25 protein-coding genes are annotated in these 20,394 nt (G+C 66.9%); 14 read left to right on the top strand and 11 right to left on the bottom strand.

Going from position 1 to position 20,394, the window contains the following annotated elements; genetic code table 11:
* The first annotated feature begins 218 nt into the window (after positions 1-218).
* Positions 219-1,175 (top strand): winged helix-turn-helix domain-containing protein, encoded by a 957-nt coding sequence (locus tag ACQUQR_RS06705; protein ID WP_435195681.1) that lies wholly within the window; start codon positions 219-221, stop codon positions 1,173-1,175.
* Positions 1,176-1,255: 80 nt separating this feature from the next.
* On the opposite strand, the gene yjjX is transcribed toward ACQUQR_RS06705, so the two are convergent.
* Positions 1,256-1,762 (bottom strand): inosine/xanthosine triphosphatase, encoded by a 507-nt coding sequence (yjjX, locus tag ACQUQR_RS06700; protein WP_435195680.1) that lies wholly within the window; start codon positions 1,760-1,762, stop codon positions 1,256-1,258.
* Between the two features lie 208 nt (positions 1,763-1,970).
* On the opposite strand from yjjX, the gene ACQUQR_RS06695 reads away from it, so the two are divergent.
* Positions 1,971-2,927 (top strand): transcription initiation factor IIB, encoded by a 957-nt coding sequence (locus tag ACQUQR_RS06695; protein WP_435195679.1) that lies wholly within the window; start codon positions 1,971-1,973, stop codon positions 2,925-2,927.
* A 6-nt stretch (positions 2,928-2,933) separates the two neighbouring features.
* On the opposite strand, the gene ACQUQR_RS06690 is transcribed toward ACQUQR_RS06695, so the two are convergent.
* Entirely contained in the window at positions 2,934-3,188 is a 255-nt protein-coding gene (locus ACQUQR_RS06690) for a hypothetical protein (protein ID WP_435195678.1), read from the bottom strand.
* A 116-nt stretch (positions 3,189-3,304) separates the two neighbouring features.
* Between ACQUQR_RS06690 and ACQUQR_RS06685 the strand changes: the two genes are divergently transcribed.
* The gene (locus tag ACQUQR_RS06685) at positions 3,305-4,645 is read left to right on the top strand and encodes an MFS transporter (RefSeq protein ID WP_435195677.1); all 1,341 of its coding nucleotides are present in this window, start codon (positions 3,305-3,307) and stop codon (positions 4,643-4,645) included.
* A gap of 24 nt (positions 4,646-4,669) precedes the next feature.
* On the opposite strand, the gene ACQUQR_RS06680 is transcribed toward ACQUQR_RS06685, so the two are convergent.
* Positions 4,670-5,434: an enoyl-CoA hydratase/isomerase family protein gene (locus ACQUQR_RS06680; RefSeq protein ID WP_435195676.1), complete on the bottom strand. Its 765-nt coding sequence runs from the start codon at positions 5,432-5,434 to the stop codon at positions 4,670-4,672.
* A 76-nt stretch (positions 5,435-5,510) separates the two neighbouring features.
* On the opposite strand from ACQUQR_RS06680, the gene ACQUQR_RS06675 reads away from it, so the two are divergent.
* The 3 genes from ACQUQR_RS06675 to ACQUQR_RS06665 are packed head-to-tail and all read left to right on the top strand — an operon-like array spanning position 5,511 to position 6,538.
* The gene (locus ACQUQR_RS06675) at positions 5,511-6,008 is read left to right on the top strand and encodes a DUF5797 family protein (RefSeq protein ID WP_435195675.1); all 498 of its coding nucleotides are present in this window, start codon (positions 5,511-5,513) and stop codon (positions 6,006-6,008) included.
* A gap of 18 nt (positions 6,009-6,026) precedes the next feature.
* Entirely contained in the window at positions 6,027-6,245 is a 219-nt protein-coding gene (locus ACQUQR_RS06670; RefSeq protein WP_435195674.1) for a hypothetical protein, read from the top strand.
* A 50-nt stretch (positions 6,246-6,295) separates the two neighbouring features.
* A complete protein-coding gene (locus ACQUQR_RS06665; protein WP_435195673.1) occupies positions 6,296-6,538 on the top strand; it encodes a hypothetical protein in 243 nt (80 codons plus the stop codon).
* On the opposite strand, the gene ACQUQR_RS06660 is transcribed toward ACQUQR_RS06665, so the two are convergent.
* Both ACQUQR_RS06660 and ACQUQR_RS06655 read right to left on the bottom strand, forming a co-directional pair.
* Positions 6,539-7,501, bottom strand: a complete 963-nt coding sequence (locus tag ACQUQR_RS06660) for a DUF5787 family protein (protein ID WP_435196258.1) — start codon at positions 7,499-7,501, stop codon at positions 6,539-6,541.
* Between the two features lie 76 nt (positions 7,502-7,577).
* Positions 7,578-8,015, bottom strand: a complete 438-nt coding sequence (locus ACQUQR_RS06655; RefSeq protein ID WP_435195672.1) for a bis(5'-nucleosyl)-tetraphosphatase — start codon at positions 8,013-8,015, stop codon at positions 7,578-7,580.
* Between the two features lie 166 nt (positions 8,016-8,181).
* Between ACQUQR_RS06655 and ACQUQR_RS06650 the strand changes: the two genes are divergently transcribed.
* From ACQUQR_RS06650 to ACQUQR_RS06640, 3 genes are all read left to right on the top strand, one after another.
* The gene (locus ACQUQR_RS06650) at positions 8,182-8,508 is read left to right on the top strand and encodes an uS10/mL48 family ribosomal protein (protein WP_435195671.1); all 327 of its coding nucleotides are present in this window, start codon (positions 8,182-8,184) and stop codon (positions 8,506-8,508) included.
* A gap of 33 nt (positions 8,509-8,541) precedes the next feature.
* Entirely contained in the window at positions 8,542-9,813 is a 1,272-nt protein-coding gene (locus ACQUQR_RS06645) for an amidohydrolase (RefSeq protein ID WP_435195670.1), read from the top strand.
* A 64-nt stretch (positions 9,814-9,877) separates the two neighbouring features.
* Positions 9,878-10,900: a sensor histidine kinase gene (locus tag ACQUQR_RS06640; RefSeq protein ID WP_435195669.1), complete on the top strand. Its 1,023-nt coding sequence runs from the start codon at positions 9,878-9,880 to the stop codon at positions 10,898-10,900.
* Here the strand turns inward: ACQUQR_RS06640 and ACQUQR_RS06635 are convergent.
* Positions 10,897-12,267 (bottom strand): geranylgeranyl reductase family protein, encoded by a 1,371-nt coding sequence (locus ACQUQR_RS06635; RefSeq protein ID WP_435195668.1) that lies wholly within the window; start codon positions 12,265-12,267, stop codon positions 10,897-10,899. The two genes, ACQUQR_RS06640 and ACQUQR_RS06635, sit on opposite strands and share 4 nt — an antisense overlap.
* Positions 12,268-12,376: 109 nt before the next feature.
* On the opposite strand from ACQUQR_RS06635, the gene ACQUQR_RS06630 reads away from it, so the two are divergent.
* Positions 12,377-12,715, top strand: a complete 339-nt coding sequence (locus ACQUQR_RS06630; protein WP_435195667.1) for a 2Fe-2S iron-sulfur cluster-binding protein — start codon at positions 12,377-12,379, stop codon at positions 12,713-12,715.
* Positions 12,716-12,818: 103 nt separating this feature from the next.
* Here the strand turns inward: ACQUQR_RS06630 and ACQUQR_RS06625 are convergent, their stop codons facing one another.
* Positions 12,819-13,862: an FAD-dependent oxidoreductase gene (locus tag ACQUQR_RS06625; RefSeq protein WP_435195666.1), complete on the bottom strand. Its 1,044-nt coding sequence runs from the start codon at positions 13,860-13,862 to the stop codon at positions 12,819-12,821.
* A gap of 137 nt (positions 13,863-13,999) precedes the next feature.
* Between ACQUQR_RS06625 and ACQUQR_RS06620 the strand changes: the two genes are divergently transcribed.
* The 4 genes from ACQUQR_RS06620 to ACQUQR_RS06605 all read left to right on the top strand — a co-directional run bounded on the left by ACQUQR_RS06620 (position 14,000) and on the right by ACQUQR_RS06605 (position 17,562).
* Entirely contained in the window at positions 14,000-14,338 is a 339-nt protein-coding gene (locus tag ACQUQR_RS06620) for a glutaredoxin family protein (protein ID WP_435195665.1), read from the top strand.
* Between the two features lie 149 nt (positions 14,339-14,487).
* Entirely contained in the window at positions 14,488-15,114 is a 627-nt protein-coding gene (locus tag ACQUQR_RS06615) for a DUF7110 family protein (RefSeq protein ID WP_435195664.1), read from the top strand.
* A gap of 167 nt (positions 15,115-15,281) precedes the next feature.
* Entirely contained in the window at positions 15,282-16,250 is a 969-nt protein-coding gene (locus tag ACQUQR_RS06610) for a phosphoadenosine phosphosulfate reductase family protein (protein WP_435195663.1), read from the top strand.
* Between the two features lie 364 nt (positions 16,251-16,614).
* On the top strand, positions 16,615-17,562 hold the full coding sequence (locus tag ACQUQR_RS06605) for a phosphoadenosine phosphosulfate reductase family protein (protein ID WP_435195662.1): 948 nt from the start codon (positions 16,615-16,617) through the stop codon (positions 17,560-17,562).
* On the opposite strand, the gene ACQUQR_RS06600 is transcribed toward ACQUQR_RS06605, so the two are convergent.
* The 4 genes from ACQUQR_RS06600 to ACQUQR_RS06585 form a co-directional block, all read right to left on the bottom strand.
* The gene (locus ACQUQR_RS06600; RefSeq protein ID WP_435195661.1) at positions 17,563-17,754 is read right to left on the bottom strand and encodes a DUF7333 family protein; all 192 of its coding nucleotides are present in this window, start codon (positions 17,752-17,754) and stop codon (positions 17,563-17,565) included.
* Between the two features lie 47 nt (positions 17,755-17,801).
* Positions 17,802-18,557, bottom strand: coding sequence for a hypothetical protein (locus tag ACQUQR_RS06595; RefSeq protein ID WP_435195660.1), 756 nt, complete (start codon positions 18,555-18,557; stop codon positions 17,802-17,804).
* Positions 18,558-18,645: 88 nt separating this feature from the next.
* Positions 18,646-19,479: an aldo/keto reductase gene (locus ACQUQR_RS06590; protein ID WP_435195659.1), complete on the bottom strand. Its 834-nt coding sequence runs from the start codon at positions 19,477-19,479 to the stop codon at positions 18,646-18,648.
* A 94-nt stretch (positions 19,480-19,573) separates the two neighbouring features.
* Positions 19,574-20,314: a proteasome assembly chaperone family protein gene (locus tag ACQUQR_RS06585; RefSeq protein ID WP_435195658.1), complete on the bottom strand. Its 741-nt coding sequence runs from the start codon at positions 20,312-20,314 to the stop codon at positions 19,574-19,576.
* Positions 20,315-20,394 lie beyond the last annotated feature (80 nt).

Below are 20,394 nucleotides of genomic sequence, written 5' to 3'. Positions count from 1 at the left end.
CGGTGAATTGAACGGAACAGCTGGTGATAACGATAATCCGTAGAGATTTATTGTAAATATATTAACTACTTCTCTCACTCCCAGTCGTAGTGGCCCCTTGCATCCCATCTCTCGAGAGCGGCTGTCTGGTCCGTTTCTACTCCTCGCTCGTCGTGATGTCAGGGAAACCGGGCGGCTTGACGTGTGACTTTATCCGCGATTACACCAAACCGTGGTATATGCCAACTGATACAGGGGAACCGACGCGATCGACGCTTTCGCCCGACGAGGCATTCTCAGTACTCGGTAACGAGACTCGCTTGGAGATACTGCGGATGCTCGCAGAATCAGGCGAACCGCTGACGTACGCGGACCTGTACGATGCTGTCGAATACGACGACCCCTCGAATTTCAGTTACCATCTTAAGCAGCTCGTAGGGCATTTCGTCCGTAAGACCGACCGGGGATACGAACTCTGGGACGCTGGTCGCCGTGTCGTGGAAGCCGTGGTCTCGGGTGCGGTGAGCGAAACGCCCGTGGTCGAGCCGTCCCGAACCGAGAAGAATTGCCCCTTCTGTGGGGCACCAGTGGATGTCGGGTTCCAGCAGGGCCGGGTTGAGCAGAGCTGTACGGAATGTGCTGGACTGGTCAGGTTCGCAGAGTCGGGAGGGAGGCGATTCACCGAGTATGGATCGCTGGGGTTCTTCTTGCTCCCGCCGGCGGGCGTCGAGGGCCGGTCGCCACAGGAGATGCTGGAGGCCGCGTGGACGTGGAAACACACCGACTTTCTGACGGACAGTGCAGGCGTCTGCTCACGGTGCTCGGCCAAACTTGAGACCTCCGTTGATGTGTGTGAGGAGCACGAGGACACTGCCGAGATCTGCGACGAGTGCGACAGACGCTACGCGATGAAGTTCGTCCTCTACTGTTCGAACTGCAACTACAATCCGAACTCCATCGCACCGGGTGTCCTCCTGGCGAACACGGAGTTGCTGGCGTTTCTCACTACCCGTGGCATCAACCCGTTCGTCCCCGAATCACTCAATCGTGCAGGCCAGGCGCTGGCTCAGTATGACGAGAACGTCGTCTCGGTGGATCCGCTTGAGGCCCGACTCACATTCACCGTCGATGGCGATCAACTCATATTGACCGTTGACGACGATCTCTCTGTGGTTGATGTTACCCAGTCAAGCTAGCGACGCCGGTTGATGGACACACCCTCTGCATTCAGCGACCAGCACCTATCTGCCTTTGAGAATTTCACCAGCCCCTCGAATCAGTAGTGCTCGGTGACGAACGGCCCGAGCGCCCCCGCGACGGCGTGCCGGAGCGCTGACTCCCGGTCGATGATTCCCCCGGTGAGCGCCCCGGCCGCACCCTGTTTCTTCGCCACGTCGTCCTCACCGAGCACGTCGTCCATCACGGGACCGAGCTCCTCGCCCGCTTCGACGCGCGCCGCGATGGCGTCGGGGAGCCGGAGCGCGGGTCCCTCACCGTAGGCGAGATCGTCGCCGTCCGTGACCGCCGCGTGCATGACGAGCCAGAGCCCCCCGTCGCGCGGGGCGACCCCGCCCTCGATACCGACGGCGAGGTCACAGCCGTCGAAGGCGGCGCGAGCGCGGTTTCTCGCCCCTTCGCGCGTCTCCGCGTCGCCGTAGGGCTGTTCCGACACGCCCGAGTCGACGGCGACGCCCGTGACGTGTGGCTCGTAGCCCGCACTCGCGAGCGCCCGCTCGACGGCCCGTACCTTCACGGGGTTCCCGCTGCCGACGATGACGTTCATATCCCCCCTGTACCGGGACGCGCCATGGGCATTTCGGTACTTAACGGAACGATCGTGACACTCCGAGTCGGGGGTTTGCGGGTGTTTCACGCGATTTCGAGAACCGGAAGCGAAATCGTTAAATAAGTATCTACCGCAGTTCGTGCCAGCGATAGCTAACCGGGCGTTCTTCGTCTCAATCCGCACCGGGTAGCGTCCGCCGTCTCACATGAGCGAGCACGTACGACACCGAACGACCGAGGACGAACAGGACACCGAGCAAACGACGAACGGCTGCCCGGAGTGCGGGGGGAAGGTCGCCGCCGACTCGGAACACGGCGAGACCGTCTGTCTCGACTGTGGGCTGGTCGTCGACGAGGACTCCATCGACCGCGGGCCGGAGTGGCGCGCGTTCGACTCCCGCGAGAAGGACAAGAAGTCCCGCGTGGGCGCGCCCACGACGAACATGATGCACGACAAGGGGCTCTCCACGAACATCGACTGGCGCGACAAGGACGCGTACGGCAACTCCCTCAACAGCAACCAGCGCCAGAAGATGCAGCGGCTCCGCAAGTGGAACGAGCGCTTCCGCACGCGCGATTCGAAGGAGCGCAACCTGAAGCAGGCGCTCGGCGAGATCGACCGGATGGCCTCGGCGCTGGGTCTCCCGGACAACGTCCGCGAGATGGCGTCGGTCATCTACCGCCGCGCGCTCGACGAGAACCTGCTGCCCGGGCGCTCCATCGAGGGCGTCTCCACCTCCGCGGTGTACGCCGCCGCGCGGCAGGCCGGCGTCCCCCGGAGCCTCGACGAGATCGCCGACGTCTCCCGCGTCGAGAAGCCCGAGATCGCGCGGACGTACCGCTACGTCGCCCGCGAACTCGGCCTCGAAGTGAAGCCCGCCGACCCCGAGCAGTACGTCCCGCGGTTCGCCTCCTCACTCGGGCTCTCCGACGAGGCGGAGAACCGCGCGCGCCAGCTGCTCCGGAACGCGAAGGAGAAAGGCGTCCACTCCGGGAAGTCCCCGGTTGGGCTCGCCGCCGCCGCCGTCTACGCGGCCGCGCTGCTCACGAACGAGAAGACGACGCAGGCCGCCGTCTCGGAGGTCGCGGACATCTCCGAGGTCACCATCCGCAACCGGTACCACGAACTGCTCGAAGCCGAGCAGGACATCCCGGCGGTCTGACCCGACTCAGGCGTCCCCTTCCGACTGCCCCGGCTCGCCCAGCGCGGCCATGGGCAGGTACTGATACAGCTCCATCCGTAGCCCGTCGAGCGACTCGAACGAACGGCTCGGAAGCGTCGCGACGACGGCCTGCAGTTCCACCTCCCCGTCGGCAACTTCCACCCAGATCCCCTCCAGCGCCGACACCGCGTCCGCCCGCGAGATGGGGTACTCCAGTTCGGCAAGCGTCTCGTCCACCCGGCTCAGTTTCACGCGCTGCATACCCTCTGTAGGGGCTCAGGAGGCTTATGACCGCCCGTCGTCCGACCCGCAGGGGTTCCTCCCGTCGCCCGCCCCGAACGGACCATTCATACGGTCGCCGTCCCTCGTTCGGGTAGATGCTCGGGACAGACCGGCGCGTGTTGGCCCTCGCGATGGCACGGATGGCCGACGCCCTCGGGAACTCGTTTCTCATCATCGTTCTTCCATTGTATATCGCCAGCGGGCGCATCGACATCGCGGGGCTCGTCGGCGGGTCGATACTGGGTATCACGCTCACCACCGAGCTGCTCATCGGCCTCGTCCTCTCGCTGTTCGGCTTTCTCAACAGCTTCGGTCAGCCATTTACCGGCCGGCTCTCCGACCGGACGGGCAAACGCCGGCGCTACATCCTGCTGGGTCTCGTCGTCTTCGGGGTGGCGAGCGCCGCGTACCCGTTCGTCTCCTCGTACGCCGCCATCCTGCTCGTCCGCGCGTTCCAGGGAATCGGTGCCGCGTTCACCATCCCCTGTACCATCGCGCTCGTGAACGAACTCGCCCGCTCGGACGCCGAGCGCGGCGGGAACTTCGGCGTGTTCAACACCTTCCGGCTCATCGGCTTCGGCTTCGGCCCCATCGTCGCCGGGATACTCATCACGGGCGGCATCGACAGCAGTACGGTCGTCACCTACGCGATGCCGGGGTGGTTCCCACTCGCCACGGTCTCGGGGTTCGACGCGGCGTTCGCCGTCGCGGTCGTCGGGGCTATCGTCTCCTTCGGGATGGTCTCGGTGCTCGTCTCGGACCCGGAGAGGACCGACGCGGAGGCCGCGGACGACCTCTCTATCGACGTGTTCGGCACCGACCGGCTGTTCGACCCCGTCTTCGTGCTCGGCGTCGGCACGCTGTTCATGGCGATCGGTATCGGCCTCTTCGCCACCCTGCAGGAGGACATCAACGCCGCGCTCGGGCAGGGGCCGTTCCTCTTCTCGCTGCAGTTCGCGGCGGTGGTCATCGCCAACGTCGCTCTGCAGGTCCCCATCGGCCGCGCCGCCGACCGCATCGGCCGTCGTCCGTTCCTCGTCGGGGGGTTCGTGGTGCTCGTCCCCTCGCTGTTCGTCCAGGGGTACGTCCCCGACATCGCCGCGGCGCTCGGCGGGGGGCTGTGGGACCCCGGCCTGATGCTCCTCGCGCGGTTCGTCCAGGGCGTCGCCGTGGCGATGGTGTTCGCCCCGGGGCTCGCCGTCGCGGGCGACCTCGCGGGGGAGGGGCGGTCGGGGACGACCCTCTCCGTGCTGACGATGGCGTTCGGGCTCGGGGTCGCCATCGGCCCGCTCGCCTCCGGCTACCTCTTCCGGTTCGGCTTCGCCACCCCGTTCGTCTTCGCGTCGGTGCTCGCGGCGCTGGCGCTCGTGTTGACGTACTCGCAGGTCGAGGAGACGCTGACGGACGCGAAAACCGCCGCGCCGGCGGACGACTGACGCGGCCGCGCGGACGACTGTTCTCTACTCGAAGTCGGGCTCGCGCTTCTCGACGAACGCCTCCATCCCCTCGCGCTGGTCCGGGGTGTCGAACAGGTCCGCGAACTCGATCTGCTCGCGTTCGAGCCGGGCGGTGAGGTCTCCCTGTGCGTTGATGGCGTCCTTCGCGGCGGCGAGTGCGTGGCGGGGTTTCTTGGTGAGGTCGCTCGCGAGCGAGGCCACCCGCTCGTCGAGCTCGTCGTGGGCGACCACCTCGCCGACGAGGCCGTACTCGTAGGCGTCCTGCGCGTCGAGTCGGTCGCCGAAGTAGATGAGCCGGCGGGCGCGCTCGTCGCCGACGACGCGCTTGAGCCGCTGGGTGCCGCCGAAGCCGGGGATGATGCCGAGGTCGATCTCGGGCTGGCCGAGCACCGCGCGCTCGCTCGCGACGCGCATGTCACACGCGAGCGCGAGCTCGCAGCCGCCGCCGAGCGCGAACCCGTTCACCTTCGCGATGGTGGGGCCGGGGAAGTTCTCGATGGCGCGGAAGGCGGTGTGGCCCTTCTCCGCGTACTGTTTCGCCTCCGCGGGGGAGAGCGACTTCATGTAGCTGATGTCCGCGCCGGCGACGAACGCCTTCTCGCCCGCGCCGGTGACGACGAGGACGCGTGCGCCCTCGGCCTCCGCCTCCGTGACCGCGTCGCGGATGGCGTCCACGGTCGGGACGTTCAGCGCGTTCAGCGCCTCGGGGCGGTCGACGGTGAGCGTCGCGATCTCGGCTTCGATCTCGAGGGTGACGGTCTCTGCCATACGTCTCCCGTCAGCGGCCGGGGTCTTAACGCTGTGTTCGGAAACGGGATGTACCCCCACCGCGATAGCCTCGCGCATGACCCTCTCGGAGGAGGCCACGGAACGCTTGGCCGACATCGTCGCCTTGCAGCCGACGAAGAACAAGGAGCTCCAGAAACGCTGGGGGATGGAGTCGGGCAGCGAGGTCCACTCGTATCTCGAATCGGAGTTGAAAGAGTACTACTTCCGCGACGAGAACAGTCTCATCCGCGCCACCCCCGAAGCCGCGGAGCTCGTCGACGTGGAGCCCGGCATCGAGGGGGACGAGGAGGGGAACCCCACCGTCGTCCGGGTGCCCGCGCTCCAGTACGGCATCCTCTCGGTTATCGCCGACCACGACGAGGAGCCGGACTCCGTGGTGCGCGTCCTCCACAAGCTCCGCGAGGAGGGGTTCGACCCCGAGGTGGACGACGTCCGCTCGGGGCTCCGCGCGCTGGCGAACAAGGGCGCCGTGGAGACGGTGAAGAAGACGGTGCCGACGTTCCGGCTCGCCGTCCCGCGCGGGGAGCTGGAAGTCGAGGAGTTAAGCGAGTAGCCCTACGACGTACGTTCAATGTCCGGCATCGAACTCCGCGACGGAGAACTCATCATCGAACGGGAGCCGAACGCGTTCGACGCGCTCGCTATCGAGTTCTCCAACGTCCTCGACAGCCTCGGGATCGACCACGTGTTCGTTGCGGGGTACGTCGCAATCCTCACTGGCCAGGCACGCTCCACGGAGGACATCGACGTACTCATCGAACCGCTCTCTCCTGTTCGGGGAAAGCCTTAGGCGCGACGCGCTCGAAAAATGGGTGAAGAAGCTCGGTGTCGAGGACCAGTATGACCGACTCAAATCCATCTGACCCGCTCGCGGAGGTCCGGAAACGCAATCAGCAGCATCGGCTGGAAGCGGTGAAACGATGGGTCGAGTACATCAAGCGTGAGCCGGCGTCGGTTTGGGGTCCCCAGTTGAACGCCGTCGTGAACGCGCAAGTCGAGAGCGCAACCGAGGCGAACCTCGATGCCGAGCATCACCAGCGCATCCGAACCTTCGCCGCACAGTCCGCCGAAGACGACGAATAGTCACCGATACCGCTCCCGCTGTCGTTTCAGGAGGCGCTTCACCGCTTTTCCGGGGCCGCCCTCGATGGGCCAGCCGCGCGTGCGCCACGCGGGCGGTTCCGGCGACAGCTCGCCACACCGGCTGGCACACTCCCGCGGGGTGACGTGTCGCCCCTTCGCCGCACAGTAGGGAAGCGGCAGGTCGGGGTCTCTGATGCGAAAGTGCCGGCAGTCGGTGCGCATGTGCTCGACGAACGAGCGCCACCCCTTCTCGTAGGCGCGTTCCGCGATCCCCTGGCGTTTCTCGGCTTTCCACTCGGGGGAGACGTACTCGAACCGCGCGGCGCTCGGTGGGTCCGGGTTCTCGAGGATGCGGGTCCCCGGCTCCTCCGTCGCGAGCGAGGTGGCGTGCCACGCGATGTCGACCGACTCCCCCCCGACCGCGAGGATGCCGGCCTCGACGGGAAGCCGTTCCAGGAGCGCGGGCTCCACCCGCTCGCCGGTGGCGCGCGTGGCGACCCACACCTCGTCTGCCAGCCCGAGCGCCACGTCGCGTTCGATCTGCGGGGCTAACGCGCGCGCCGCGCTCGCGTCGAGGTCGGGTTTGTTCTCGATGGCGACGAGTCTCGAAACCCAGTCGGGATAGCGCCACTTCCGCCGGAGTTCGATGCGGCCGTTTTTCCCTCGCCGGGTCTCGATGAGCCCCCGGTCGTCGGCGTCGTGGATCGCCTCCCGAACGTAGCGCCACGGGTAGCCGGGATGGGGGAGACAGTCGCGGTAGAAGGCGAACTCGAGCGGGGCGTGCTCGACGACGTGCCGGCAGTCGGAGTCGAGCGCGCGCTCGCCGAAGACGGCACGCGCCTCCAGCGCCTCGGGGTCGACCTCGACGACGACGGTGTCCCAGCGCCGGCGTTTGACGCCGAGCTGACGGGCGACGATCGCGGGAGCGTCCCACGCGCGTTCCGCCCAGCGGCAGACCCGCATCTCGAAGAGGAACTCCGGCTCCACACCCGTGGCTGGCGGCGGCTCGGTAAGGGGCTTTCGTCCGGCTGTTCCCGACTCAGGTGTTCACGAGGTCGTCCCAGTTCTCGTCGAGGTACTCGTGTGCCTGCTTGAGTATCTCGCGGGGGCCGTCCTGCGTGATGGTGTTTATCGCCTGGTCGTAATCGCGCCACTGGAGGTCGCGGTGCTCCTTCGAGAGCTCCGCCGACGCCTCGTACGAGCGGGCGATGAACAGGTGGACCGTCTTGTGGATGGTGTTCCCGTTCGCTTCGAACACGTAGTCGTAGTCTTCACGGAAGCCGTCTAACAGCCGGAAATCCTCGATTCCGGCCTCCTCTTTCACTTCGCGGATGGCGGTCTGCTGGAGTTCCTCGCCGCCCTCGACACCGCCCTTGGGAAACTCCCAATCGCCGGGCCGGGACTTGAGCAGCAAGTACTCACGCCGGCCACGCGTATCGCGAAAGAGGATGGCTCCCGCGCTCGTGGCCTCTATCATTACCCCGGAATACATCACCCCCGCTTAAAGGAATGTCGAACCCGCACGTCAGCAATCCGCACGGAAAAAAGCCCCGTCGCCCCTGCGTGCGACGGTTTCTCTCGCGGGCCGCCCGCGACCGGAACAGGTGCGCTTTTGGCCACGGACGCATTCTCCCCTTCCAAGGATGCCGTTCGTCACGAAGCTCACGTTCCAGAGCGGGGACCAGCAGGCGCTCGACCGCGTCGTCAACGATATCAAGCAGACGGCCGCGAAGAAGGGGGTCGAGCTGAAGGGCCCGCGCGCGGAGGCCCCCACGGACCTCCGGGTGCCCCAGTACAAGCGGCTGGACGGCCAGGAGTTCCCCTCGTGGCGCTACACCGTCTACACCCGACGCATCGACATCGTCGGCCACGACGACTTCGCGCGACAGGTCGCGAACCGCGAGCTTCCGCCGAGTATCCACGTCGGTGCGGAGGTCGAGCGCGTCAAACAGCCCGGCTACCGGAACTGACCACCTAAGTCCCCCCACCTCCTTTCGGGGGGTATGAGCCAGACTGACCTCGTCTCCCTGCGCCGTCGCCTCCACCGGAAACCGGAGGTCGCGTGGACCGAATTCTACACCACGGCGAGCATCGTCGACGAGCTCGACCGCATCGGCGTCGACGCCCTCTTCGTCGGCCCGGACGCCCTCGACGGCGAGAAGCGCATGGCCGTCCCCGACGACGAGACGCTCGCAGCCGCCCTCGAACGCGCCCGCGAGGCGGGCGCGAACCCCGACACCCTCGCGAAACTCGAAGGGGGGTACACGGGGGCCGTCGCCGTCCTCGAGAAGGGGGAGGGGCCGACGGTCGCCCTCCGCGTCGACATCGACGGCCTCCCGCAGCGCGAGTCGAGCGACGACGCGCATCTCCCCGCACGAGAGGGGTTCCGCTCCGAACACGAGGGGCAGATGCACGCCTGCGGCCACGACGCCCACGCGACCATCGGCCTGGGCGTGCTCGAACGCATCAAGGAGAGCGAGTTCGAGGGGACGTTCAAGGTGCTCTTCCAGCCCGCGGAGGAGGTCGTCGGCGGAGGCCGCGCGATGGCCGAGTCCGGCCACCTCGACGACGTGGACTATCTGCTCGCGATCCACGTCGGCCTCGACCACCCCACCGGCGAGATCGTCGCCGGCATCGACGGCTTCCTCGCCGTGACGCAGTTCCGCGCGACGTTCCACGGCCACCCCGGCCACGCCGGTGCGGCCCCCGAGGAGGGGAAGAACGCCGTGCAGGCGATGGCCGCCGCGGTCCAGAACCTCTACGGCATCTCTCGCCACAGCGACGGCGAGACCCGCGTGAACACGGGACGGGTCGGCGGCGGTACGGCCTCGAACATCATCCCCGAGGAGGCGTTCATCCACGGAGAAGTCAGAGGAAAGACCAGCGACCTTCGCGACTACATGTGGACCCGCGCACAGGAGGTGCTGGAGGGGGCCGCGACGATGCACGGCTGCGACCTCGAGCTCACCATCGAGGGGGAGGCCCCGAGCGCCACCAGCGACGAGGCGCTCGTCGACATCGTCTACGACCTTTCTGAGAACGTCGACGGCGTCACCTCCCGCATGCGCCGTGACGACCTGGGTGGCAGCGAGGACGCCACCTACCTCATGCAGTACGTCCAGGAGCGAGGGGGGCTCGCGGCCTACGTCGGCGTCGGCACCTCCCATCCGGGTGGCCACCACACGGCCACGTTCGACGTGGAGGAGGCGACGCTCGGTATCGGGGTAGAGACGGTGAGCGGGGCGATTCTGGATATCGCGGCCACCCGCCCCTGACGAGTGGGCTGACTGGCCGTTCAAGCGGGTGCTTATATACGACCCGGCATTTCTACCGATATCGATGACTGCGTTGGTCTCTCTCCTGCGGGAGCGACTCCCCCCGTTCTCGGGGCTCGGACTGGGGATTCTGACGGTGAGCCTCGCGTTCGTCGCGTTCGAGAGTGGGCGACCGGGCGCGGTCGTGCAGGCGGTGTTCCCGGCCGTCATCGGCCTCGGCCTGCTGCTCTACGGGCGGCGTGTCGATACGCTCGTCACCGGCTACCGCGAGACCGTCTACCGGTGGATGGGCATCACACTCGTCGCGTTCTTCCTCGTCGGGGCCTGGTTCGGGCAGGTGAGCATGCGGTTCGACACCTCGTTCGGATTCGCCATCTTCTCCTCCATCGTCGGCGGTATCGCCTTCGGCGCGGTGTTCGGCGTCCACACGGCCCGGCTCCGGCGGCTGAACGACGACATCGAACGGAAGCGCGACCAGCTGTCGGCGTTCTCCGGCATCGTCTCTCACGACCTCCGCAACCCCCTGAACGTCGCCATGGGGCGGGTCGAGCTCGCGCGCGAGACGGGCGACGAGACGCACCTCGACCGGGCGACGGGCGCACTCGACCGGATGGACCGGCTCATCGCGCAGCTGCTCGCGCTCGCGCGTGAGGGGGAGTCCATCGGCGAGACGGAGCCGGTCAGCCTGCGCGCGGCCGCCGAGGCGTCCTGGGAGATGGTGGCGACGGGCGACGCCAGGCTCGTGGTGGCCGAGGAGACGGTACTCGAGGCGGACCCCGACCGCCTCCAGCAGCTGCTGGAGAACCTGTTTCGGAACTCGATACAACACGGCTCACCGTCCGCTTCGCGGGGCGGTACGCTCACCGTCACCGTGGGTACCACCGACGAGGGGTTCTACGTGGCCGACGACGGCCCCGGTATCCCCGAGGAGCATTGCCAGACGGTGTTCGAGCCGGGGCAGTCGCTCGGTGCGGGTGGAACGGGGTTCGGACTGGCCATCGTGGCCCGTATCGCGGACGCTCACGGCTGGTCGGTGCGGGTCACGGAGAGCGAGACGGGTGGGGCGCGGTTCGAGATTCGGACTTAGTACTTCGGCTGGGCGCCGGTCTCCGCGTAGACGTCGTCCATGATGTCGTCGCGCTTCGCCTTCCATGCCGAGAAGCCCGACGGGGAGTCGGGGTACGTCTCGTAGTGGGCGAGCAGGCGGTCGGCCAACTGCTTCGTCTTGTAGAGGTCGTAGATGGTGTCGAGATGGCCGCGGGCCCGCCAGAGCGTCTTCGCCGCGAGCGCGACGTTCGTCGTGGACGACCCGGAGTAGAGCGCCTCCGACACCTGCTCGCCGGGGATCGCCCCCGCGAGGGCAACGAGGTCGTCGATCTCGTAGGCCGTCGAGAAGATGTTGTAGACGTCGAGGGCGGCGTACCGGCCGCCGTAGTGGTCCATGACGCGCTCGTTGTAGCGCCAGAGGTTCTCCTCCGAGACGTCCTCCTCTTCGAGCGCCTGGATGACCTGCTCGCCCGCGTACTGGCCGGAGTAGGCCGCGCCGGCGATGCCACCGCCCGTAATCGGATTCACGTGGGCGGCGGCGTCCCCGACGGCGATGTAGCCCGGAGCCGTCGCGGAGTCGTACGTCCGGCGGGTGGGGAGCGCCGCACCGAGTTTGTCCTTCACTTCCGCGCCGTCGAACTCCGAGCGGGACTGGAGGTCCTCCCGGAGGTCGCCGACGAGCTTCATCGGCTGTTCGTTCATCTGGAAGCCGAGCCCGACGTTGATCTCGGTGGGCGTCCGCGGGAAGTACCAGAGGTAGCCGGCGGAGCGCTTCGTCGGCTTGAAGACGAGCGCGTCGTGCCAGTCGACCGGCTCCTGCACCTCGAGCACCTCGCGGTACGCGGAGGAGAACTGCGAGTAGGAGACGTTCGTGTCGAACGTCGCGTCCGAGAGGTCGAGTTTGTCCTGGAGGATGGAGAGCGCGCCCGCGCCGTCGATGACGAAGTCGGCGTCGTACTCCACGCGCTCGCCCTTGCGGTTGGCGACGAGGCCGGTGACGCGGCCGTCGTCGTCCTGTGTCACGTCCTGCACGACGGTGTCGTAGTGGAACTCGACACCCACCTCGCTGGCCCCCTCGATGATGAGCTTCCCGTATTTCAGGCGGTCGATGACCGCGAGCTCGCCGGGGACGGGGATGTTCATCGTGACCCCCTCGCGCGGCGCCTCGAACCGGCCGTGGTCCACCTCGGTGTTGGTGAACGCGGGCTCGATCTTCGATTTGGGGATGGCCTCCGGGAAGTTGTTGGCCCCCTTGAGCGCGTCGCCGCAGGCGATGTGGCCGGCTTCGCCCTCGTCCTTGCGCTCGACGATGACGACGTCGTAGCCGGCCCGGGCGATGGTCGCGGCGGCGTAGCAACCACCCGTCCCCGCGCCGACGACGGCGACGTCCACGGAGTGCGTAGTCATGCACGGGTCTCACCCCCCAACGGGCAAAACTCTTTATTGTGGATGTGTCCTCTCATCGGGGTCAGTTCGTGCAACAAGAGTTTTGTCGGTGTTCGCTGAAATCCACGATATGACTGAGTATACGGTGGAGTTCGTCGGGACCGGTGAGACGATAACGTGTTCCGATAAAAAGACCATCCTCTCGCGGTGTATCGAGGAGGGGGTGGCACAGGAGTACTCCTGCCGCGTCGGCATGTGTCTCGCCTGCTCGGCGGAGATCGTCGAGGGCGAGGTCGAACAGACCGTCGCCAAGAAACGCGGGCTCACCGAGGAGGAGGCCGAGAAGTACGCGCTCACCTGCATGGCCCGTCCGAAGTCCGACCTCAAACTCGACCGCGGGAAGTACCCGCCGAGCATCGAGGACATGGGCGAGGAGGCAGCCGGCGCCGCGTTCGCGGACGACGACTGAGGAAGCTCGTTTTCCGATTTTTCGCTCCCGGTAGCGTCCGGTCTCTTCCCCGCACGCGGTGGTTCCTCGGCCCCAATCGAACGCCGGTGTGCGGGTCGATTGCTCAGTCGTCGGACTCGGCCGGGAGCCGCGGGTCGGGCCCGGGGCTCGCCGCGTTGTGCTCGCGGGCGCGGTCGCGCAGGCGGTCGGAGATGGCGGGGATGTCGGCCTCGGTGACCGGGCCGTGTGCCTCGATCTCCTCGAGCGAGCGGGGGAACGCGCGGGTGTCGTAGTGGATACCGATACCGCACTTCGCGCCCTGGCCCATCGCGACGGGAATCTGGTTGTGGCCGGGGGTCACGTCGCCGACGGCGTAGATGCCCTCGACGTTGGTGCGGCCGTGGTCGTCCACTGCGATCTCGCCGGAGTCGGTGAGCTCCACACCGAGGGCGGTGGCGAGGTCGGTGTTGTAGTTCGAGCCGTACATCGGGAAGCCACCGGTGTACTCGCGGCGGGTGCCGTCCTCGAAGATGAACGCCTCGAGCCAGCCGTCCTCGCCCTTCTCCATCGAGTCGATCTCCTCGTGGACGACGTCGATGGGGTGGGCCTCGAGCATCCGCTGGGTCTCCTCGGACCACTCCGGCTCCGCGCCGCGGGTGAGCAGGTCCACCTCGGGCGTGAAGTTGAGCATGATCATCGCGACGTGGGCGGCGGAGTCGCCGTGGCCCATCACGAAGACGGGCTGGTCGACGAACATGTAGGCGTCACAGTGGAGACAGTAGTGGAGGCCGCGGCCCGTTCGGGGGAGCGGCGGGGCGGGGCGAGCGTCGGAGAAGCCGGTGGCGAAGACGACGCGCTCGGTGATGACCTCCATGTCGCCGGCGGTGACGCGGAAGCGGCCGTCGTCGGTCTCCGCCACGTCGGAGACGGTGTCGCGGTAGTAGTCCGCGCCGTACCCCTCGATCTGGTCGACGGCGGTCTGGAGGAGTTCGTTGCCCGAGACGTCCTCCGTGACCCCGATGACGTTGTGGGTGTCGAGCATCATCGCCGCGCGACCGCCACCACGGTTGATCACTGCCGTGTCGTGGCCGAGTCGCGTCGTGTACAGCGCCGTGGTCAGCCCGGCGGGGCCCCCCCCGACGACCGTGACCTGGTACTCTGCTGGCATTGCCCGCCCTTCGACGGGGAGGGAGTTAACCTCCCGGGGGATTTGTTCGCATCCGCGCACGCCCGTGAGGGTCCGTGAGGGTTCACCGTCCCCGAGCGGGGCGAAAGGCCCTTTCCGTTCCCCGACAAGGAGGAGACATGAGCTTCGATATGGGCGGGATGCCCCAGGAGGAGGTCGACACACACGTCGCGGAGACCATCGAGGAGAACGAGGTTGTCCTCTTTATGAAGGGGAACCCGATGGCCCCGCAGTGTGGCTACTCCGACAAGGCCATCCGCCTCATCCAGCAGTACCGTGAGGACGTGACGACCGTCGACGTGCTCGTCTCCATCGACGAGTACCGCGCGGCGCTGTCGGAACACTCCGGCTTCGAGACCATCCCGCAGACCTTCGTCGACGGCGAGTTCGTCGGTGGGTCGGACATCCTCGCCGAGTTGGACGAGCGCGGTGAGCTGGCTGACACGCTCAACGCCTGAGACGGCGGATTCCGGAACCGACACCCGGAAGTCGTGTTCCATGTCAACACACGACGTGTGGAAGGGCAGATGATATAAGTTAGAAACCCTTAGGAACTGATGACCGCCGAGGTCAGGGGGCGTTGCGGAGCCCCGGGACAGGGTACAACATGACTAGCCGTGTATTCAGACTTCACTCGACGCTCGAACTGCCACTGGAAGACGTACAGACATTCTTCGACGAGGTCGACCTCCCCGTCGAGATAGCCGACGTCGAGATCACCCGACGAAACAACACGCTCATCATCAGCGCTGTCGCCGCTGAGGATAACATCTCGAAATATACGCCCACAGCACAGCTGAAGGCGTCTATTTCTGAGAACCGCGTGTACGAGAACGAAGAGGGGGAGTGGGTCGAAGAACCCCCGGAGCCGTCGATGAACGGCAGCGGCGGTGGTGGCGGCAGCCCGCAGTGGACGAGTTTCGGCCAGGCACAGGAGGAGGAAGAAGAGCAGATCAACTCCAAGCTCGTCGAGTACGCCTGCTTCAAGGGCGACCGCGAGACGGTCCTCCAGAACACCGCGCTCCAGTACCCGATGTTCGAGGTGCTGTGTGACCTCGCGCGCTGGTGTGACAAGGGGGAGTTGACCGCTATCGCGACCGTCGACGGGGAACTCGAAGCTCGCCGCATCGTGAACGGCGAGGACCGGGCCGCGACCATCGAGATCATCGAGGACCCGCGCGAGCGCGAGGCCGAACGCACCGTCCAGTGGCGGGATAACAAGTTCATCAACTGACCACCTCCCCGTCTTCGATCTCACACCCGACAGTGACCTCGTTCGCGCGCACGCGCGACCCCCTGTCCTCGTCCGACCCTGGCTCTCTCCCGTGTGGCGTGCCCACACCCCTCGGAATCGTAGGCCAAAAGACCTTTTAGCCGCCTAATTATATCTCATTACGAGACATGGCGCAGTTCCCGGACTACCTGAACGTCGACTACACCGACGGTGAGGGCGAGACCGCTGCCGACTACCCGAGCATCGAACACAAGATCGAGAAGGCCATCGAGGTCACCAAGACGGGGCTCGAAGAGTACGAGAACCCCGCCATCATGTGGACCGGTGGGAAGGACTCCACGCTCACGCTCTACTTCGTGAAGGAGGTCGCAGAGCGGTTCGACCTGGAGATCCCCCCGACGGTGTTCATCGACCACTTCCAGCACTTCGACGAGCTCCTCGATTTCGTCGAGCACTGGGCCGACGAGTGGGACCTCGAAGTCGTCTACGCCCGCAACGAGGACGTCGGCCAGTACGTCGAGGAGCACGACCTCACACCCGGTGACGACATCGACATCTCGGCGCTCTCCGAGCACAACCGCCACCACGTCCGCGACATCCTCGAGTACGAGGAGGAGACCTTCCCGTTCCTGCTCGACACCTACGTCGGCAACCACCTCCTGAAGACCGTCGCGCTCAACGACGCGCTGGAGGAGTACGACATCGACGGCGTCATCTCCGGCATCCGCTGGGACGAACAGGAGGCCCGCGCCGACGAGACGTTCTTCTCGCCGCGCCACGACCCCGAGATCTACCCGCCGCACGACCGCATCCAGCCCATCCTCCAGTTCGACGAGGCCGACGTCTGGGACGCCTTCTGGCACTTCGTCGTCCCGGAGACGGTCGCGGAGTACCCGGACGAGGGGTACGTCCCGCAGGACTACGACGACCTCCCGAACGGCCTGACCCACGAGGACATCCCGGTCTCCCCGAAGTACTTCGCCGGCTTCCGCTCGCTCGGCTCGGAGATCTCGACGGACAAGTCCGCCGAGGAGCCCGCGTGGCTGCAGGACCTCGAGAACACCACCGAACGCGCCGGCCGCGCTCAGGACAAGGAGGACCTCATGGAACGGCTGCGAGACCTGGGCTACATGTAGGACCTTTTTCTGCGTCGGGTTTCCTCGGTCGCCTGCGGCGACCTGCGGGAACCACTCCTTGAAAAATCTCCACCAAAAAGGCCGCAGGCTCGCTCCGCTCGCCTGCGGTGAACCTCTCTCGGGCGCAGGCGCGCCCTCGCTCGGACATCCCGCCAACGGTTCGTTCGGCCGTCGTCGCCGAACGTTTTTCACCCAGTACGCGACCAGCCCTGCCCATGTCCTGAGCAGGGCGTGGGTGAGTCACGGCGGGAGTGCGACCCGCTCGCCCACGGACGGTCACGGGTCGCCTGTACGCCCCATCTGAGAGCCGTGCGCCCACGCGGCGCGGAAGGTAGATGAAATCGCCGAGCGATAGCTACGGGCGATGAGCACCTTCCCCGACTACCTCTCCCTCGACTACGAAGCCGGCCGCGGCGGCGCGGCGAGTGACTACCCCTCGCTGAAGGCGAAGTTCGAGCAGGCCGTCGCCGTGACCCGCGAGGCGCTCGAATCCTACGAGCACCCCGCAGTCATGTGGACCGGCGGGAAGGACTCCACGCTCGTGCTCTACGTCGTGATGCAGGTGTGTGCGGAGCTCGAACTCGAACTCCCACCGGTCGTCTTCCTCGACCACTTCCAGCATTTCGACGAAACCGAGCAGTTCGTCGAGCGCTGGGCCGACCGGTGGGCCCTCGAGCTCATCGTCGCGCACAACGAGGACATCGCCGCGACGGGCGCGGCCCCCGGTGACGAGATCCCGCTCGCCGAGCTCTCGGAGGCGACCCGCCGCGAACTCGCCCGCGTGGGACACGAGGGGGAGACGTTCACCCTCGATGCCGACTCCTACGCGGGCAACCACCTCCTGAAGACCGTGGCGCTGAACGACCTCCTCGCGAAGGAAGGGTTCGACGGCGTCTTCTCCGGCGTCCGCTGGGACGAACAGGAAGCCCGCGCGACGGAGACGTTCTTCTCGCCGCGCCACGACGCGGAGAAGTACCCGCCGCACGACCGCGTCCACCCCATCCTGCAGTTCGACGAGCGGGCGGTGTGGGACGCGTTCTGGTTCTACATCGTCCCCGACGCCGTCGAGGGGTGGCCCGAGGGCCACGTCCCCGAGTCGGTCGACGATTTGGCGGGGTTCGCCCCCGAGGACCTCCCGGTCTCCCCGAAGTACTTCGAGGGCTACCGCTCGCTCGGCACCGTGGAGGGGTCGGGGACGAGCGGCGCGGTCCCCGCGTGGCTCCAGGACTTCGAGACCACCACCGAGCGCGCCGGCCGCGCGCAGGACAAGGAGGGGCTGATGGCCCAGCTGCGCGATCTGGGCTACATGTGATTACTGGGACGCGCGATACTCCCCGTGTTTGACGCCCAGTCCGAGCATCAGCAGGCCGAAGACGACCATCGCCGGTGCGACCATCATCAGGACGGTGTTCGTGGCCATCACGCCGGCGCCGAGCAGGCCACCGATGCCGACCACGATGACCGCGAGGAAGACGCCGAGCGTCGTCGTCTGTGTGAACTCCATACCTCCAGTAGGAGCGACCCGAGCAAAAGGCTTCGAGAGCCGGAACGCTATTCCTCGTCTTTGGGGCGGACGATGTCCGCGAAGGTGACGAGGATGCCGAGCAGCCAGCCCAGCGGCACCGCGATGGCGAACCACATGATGACGTAGGCGACCCCCTCGAGGTCGTAGCTCGCGCGGAGGAACGTCGCCAGCCGCGCGGGCGCGACGGTGTCGAGGAAGTACTTCGCGAGGTCGTAGCTCTGCGGGAGAATCGCGTTCGCCACCGTCGGTGAGTAGAGCGCGGCCACGACGGGCGGGAGGAATATCGCCGTCATCCCGAACGGGTACGCGAGGAGGACGGTCGTCCCCCGGCCGCCGACGCGGGTAAAGAGCACCGCGAGGACGCTCGCGAGCACGGCGGTGAGCGACGCGGCGGCCACGGCGTAGAACCCTTCGGCGGTCGCCCCGAAGCTGACTCGGGCGGCGGCCGTGAGCCCGCCCCAGACGAGAATCGACAGCAGGGTGACGCCAATGAGGCCGACGCGAGCGACCCCGCGGTCGATGCGTCGGGAGTAGAACCGCGTCGCGAATCCGAGGAGAGCGAGGGGGTAGACGATCGCCACGAGGGGGGCGCCGATGGCACTCCAGATCCGGTATTTCACCTTGTCGACGCCCGACGTGGGGCGCCACTTCCCGAGGACGGAGTGGGCCGCGCCGCGCTGGCGCGGGAACAGCAGTTCCATCCACGTCTCGTGGAGCCGCACCACGTCGACCCGGATCCCGTCGATGAGTCCCTCGCGTTCGTAGTCGCCCTCCGTCGCCATACCAGTCAGGTGTCTGCGACCCCACCTGAATGTTCCGGCCTCGCGGCTCCCTCTGCGTGCTGTCGGGCGAAAACGCTCCGTTCGTTCCTTACCAGCTCTCCGGGGCGAAGTCGGGGTCGATCTGCCGCTCCTCGCGCTCGATGGAGTCGATGAGCGCCACGTCCTCCGTGTCGAGCGTCAGGTCGCGAGCGGCCCAGTTGTCCTCGATGTGGGCCGCGCTCGTGGCTTTCGGGATGGGGGTGACGCCCTTCTCGCGGAGCCACGCGAGGCTCACCTGCGCCTCGCTGACCTCGTGTTTCTCGGCGACCTCCGTGAGCTCGGGCACGTCGAACACCTCGCCGCGGGCCAGCGGGGAGTACGCGACGAGCTCGATGTCGTGTTCGCTGCAGTACTCACGGAGCGCCTCCTGCTGGAGCAGCGGGTGCATCTCGACCTGGTTCGCGAAGACGTCGTCGCCGATGACCTCGCGTGCCTCGTCGAGATGCTCCGGCTCGAAGTTCGAGACGCCGATGCGCTCGATGTGGCCAGCGTTCTTGAGGTCCTTGAACGCCGTCAGCGTCTCCTCCGCGTCGTACGTCCGGGACGGCCAGTGGACGTACAGCAGGTCGAGATAGTCCGTGTCGAGCCGGTCGAGGCTCTCCTTCGTCGTCTCCGTGACGCCCTCCTCGTCGAGACTGGAGATCCAGACCTTCGTGGCGAGAAAGACGTCCTCGCGGGGCACGTCCGCGGCGGCGATCCCCTTCCCGACACCCTCCTCGTTCCGGTAGATCTGGGCGGTGTCGATGTGACGATAGCCCGTCTCGAGGGCGGTCTGGACGGACTCGGCGCACTGCGACTGGTCGTCGTTCTTCCAGGTGCCGAGCCCGAGTGTCGGCATCCGGTTGATGCGGCGAGCCGTCTGCTGTCGCTCGTCTTGCGTCATGTTTCGACCGACGGGCGGGAACGGAAAGAGCGTTGCGGCAGCGGGCGTGCGTGCAGCGGGGCAGTGGCGCGTGCGAGCTCTCTCGGGGTCGCGGTTACTGGAACCCGCGGATGGGTTTGGCCTCGCTGCTGGACTCGTTCTCCGACTCGTGGAGTCGCGTGGCCAGTTGCTCTTTCGCCTGCCGAATCTCTTCGGCGCGCTCGACGAGCTCGTCAGTGTCCACCTCGATGTCGGTGAGCGGCTCGATCCCGTGGGCGATGAGCGAGCGGGCCGACTCGGGGTCGGGGAACTGCGCTTCCGTCTCGACGATGAGGCCGACGGCGTCGAAGCCGATCTCGGTGGCGCGGTGGAGCAGCGCGCCGGTCGGCCCGGAGACGAGCCCGCCCTCGTGTGGGTGGGTGATTCCGGCCGCCTCCAGCCGGTCGGCGGTGTCGCCCGCGGCGATGCCGTAGACCTCGGGGACGCCGTCCTTCTCGGTCGGGAGCCCGGAGAGGTAGAGCGGGAACACGTCGTGTTCCTGGAGCCAGCCGGTGATACAGCCCGCGAACTGGTCGGCCGAGTTGGGTGAGACCGGCACGTCGCTCTGGAGGACGAGCAGGTCGCGCTCGGCGTCGGCGTAGAGCCGGACGGGTGGCATGGTGTCGTGGCCGTCGCCGTGGTAGACGGCGACCTGCGGGAGCCCGTCACAGAAGACGGCCCCGTAGTAGGCCATGTCGAACTGTTCGACGATGTGGTCGGCGGCGATCTTGCCGACGAGGCCCGCGCCGGGGAGCCCCTCGATGAGGGTGGGCGACTCCAACTCGATGTCGTCGCGGTAGACCTGGACGTGTGCCATACTGGAACTTGGCACGCGGGCGAGATAAACGCGGGGGCCGCGTGCGAGCGCGTGGCCACCGCGCCCGCGTGACGAAACCC

Source organism: Natronomonas sp. EA1, assembly GCF_051195035.1.
Lineage (GTDB): Archaea > Halobacteriota > Halobacteria > Halobacteriales > Haloarculaceae > JBNTJV01.
Note: the sequence above shows the minus strand (reverse complement) of the source record. Positions and strands in the feature narration are given on the sequence as shown.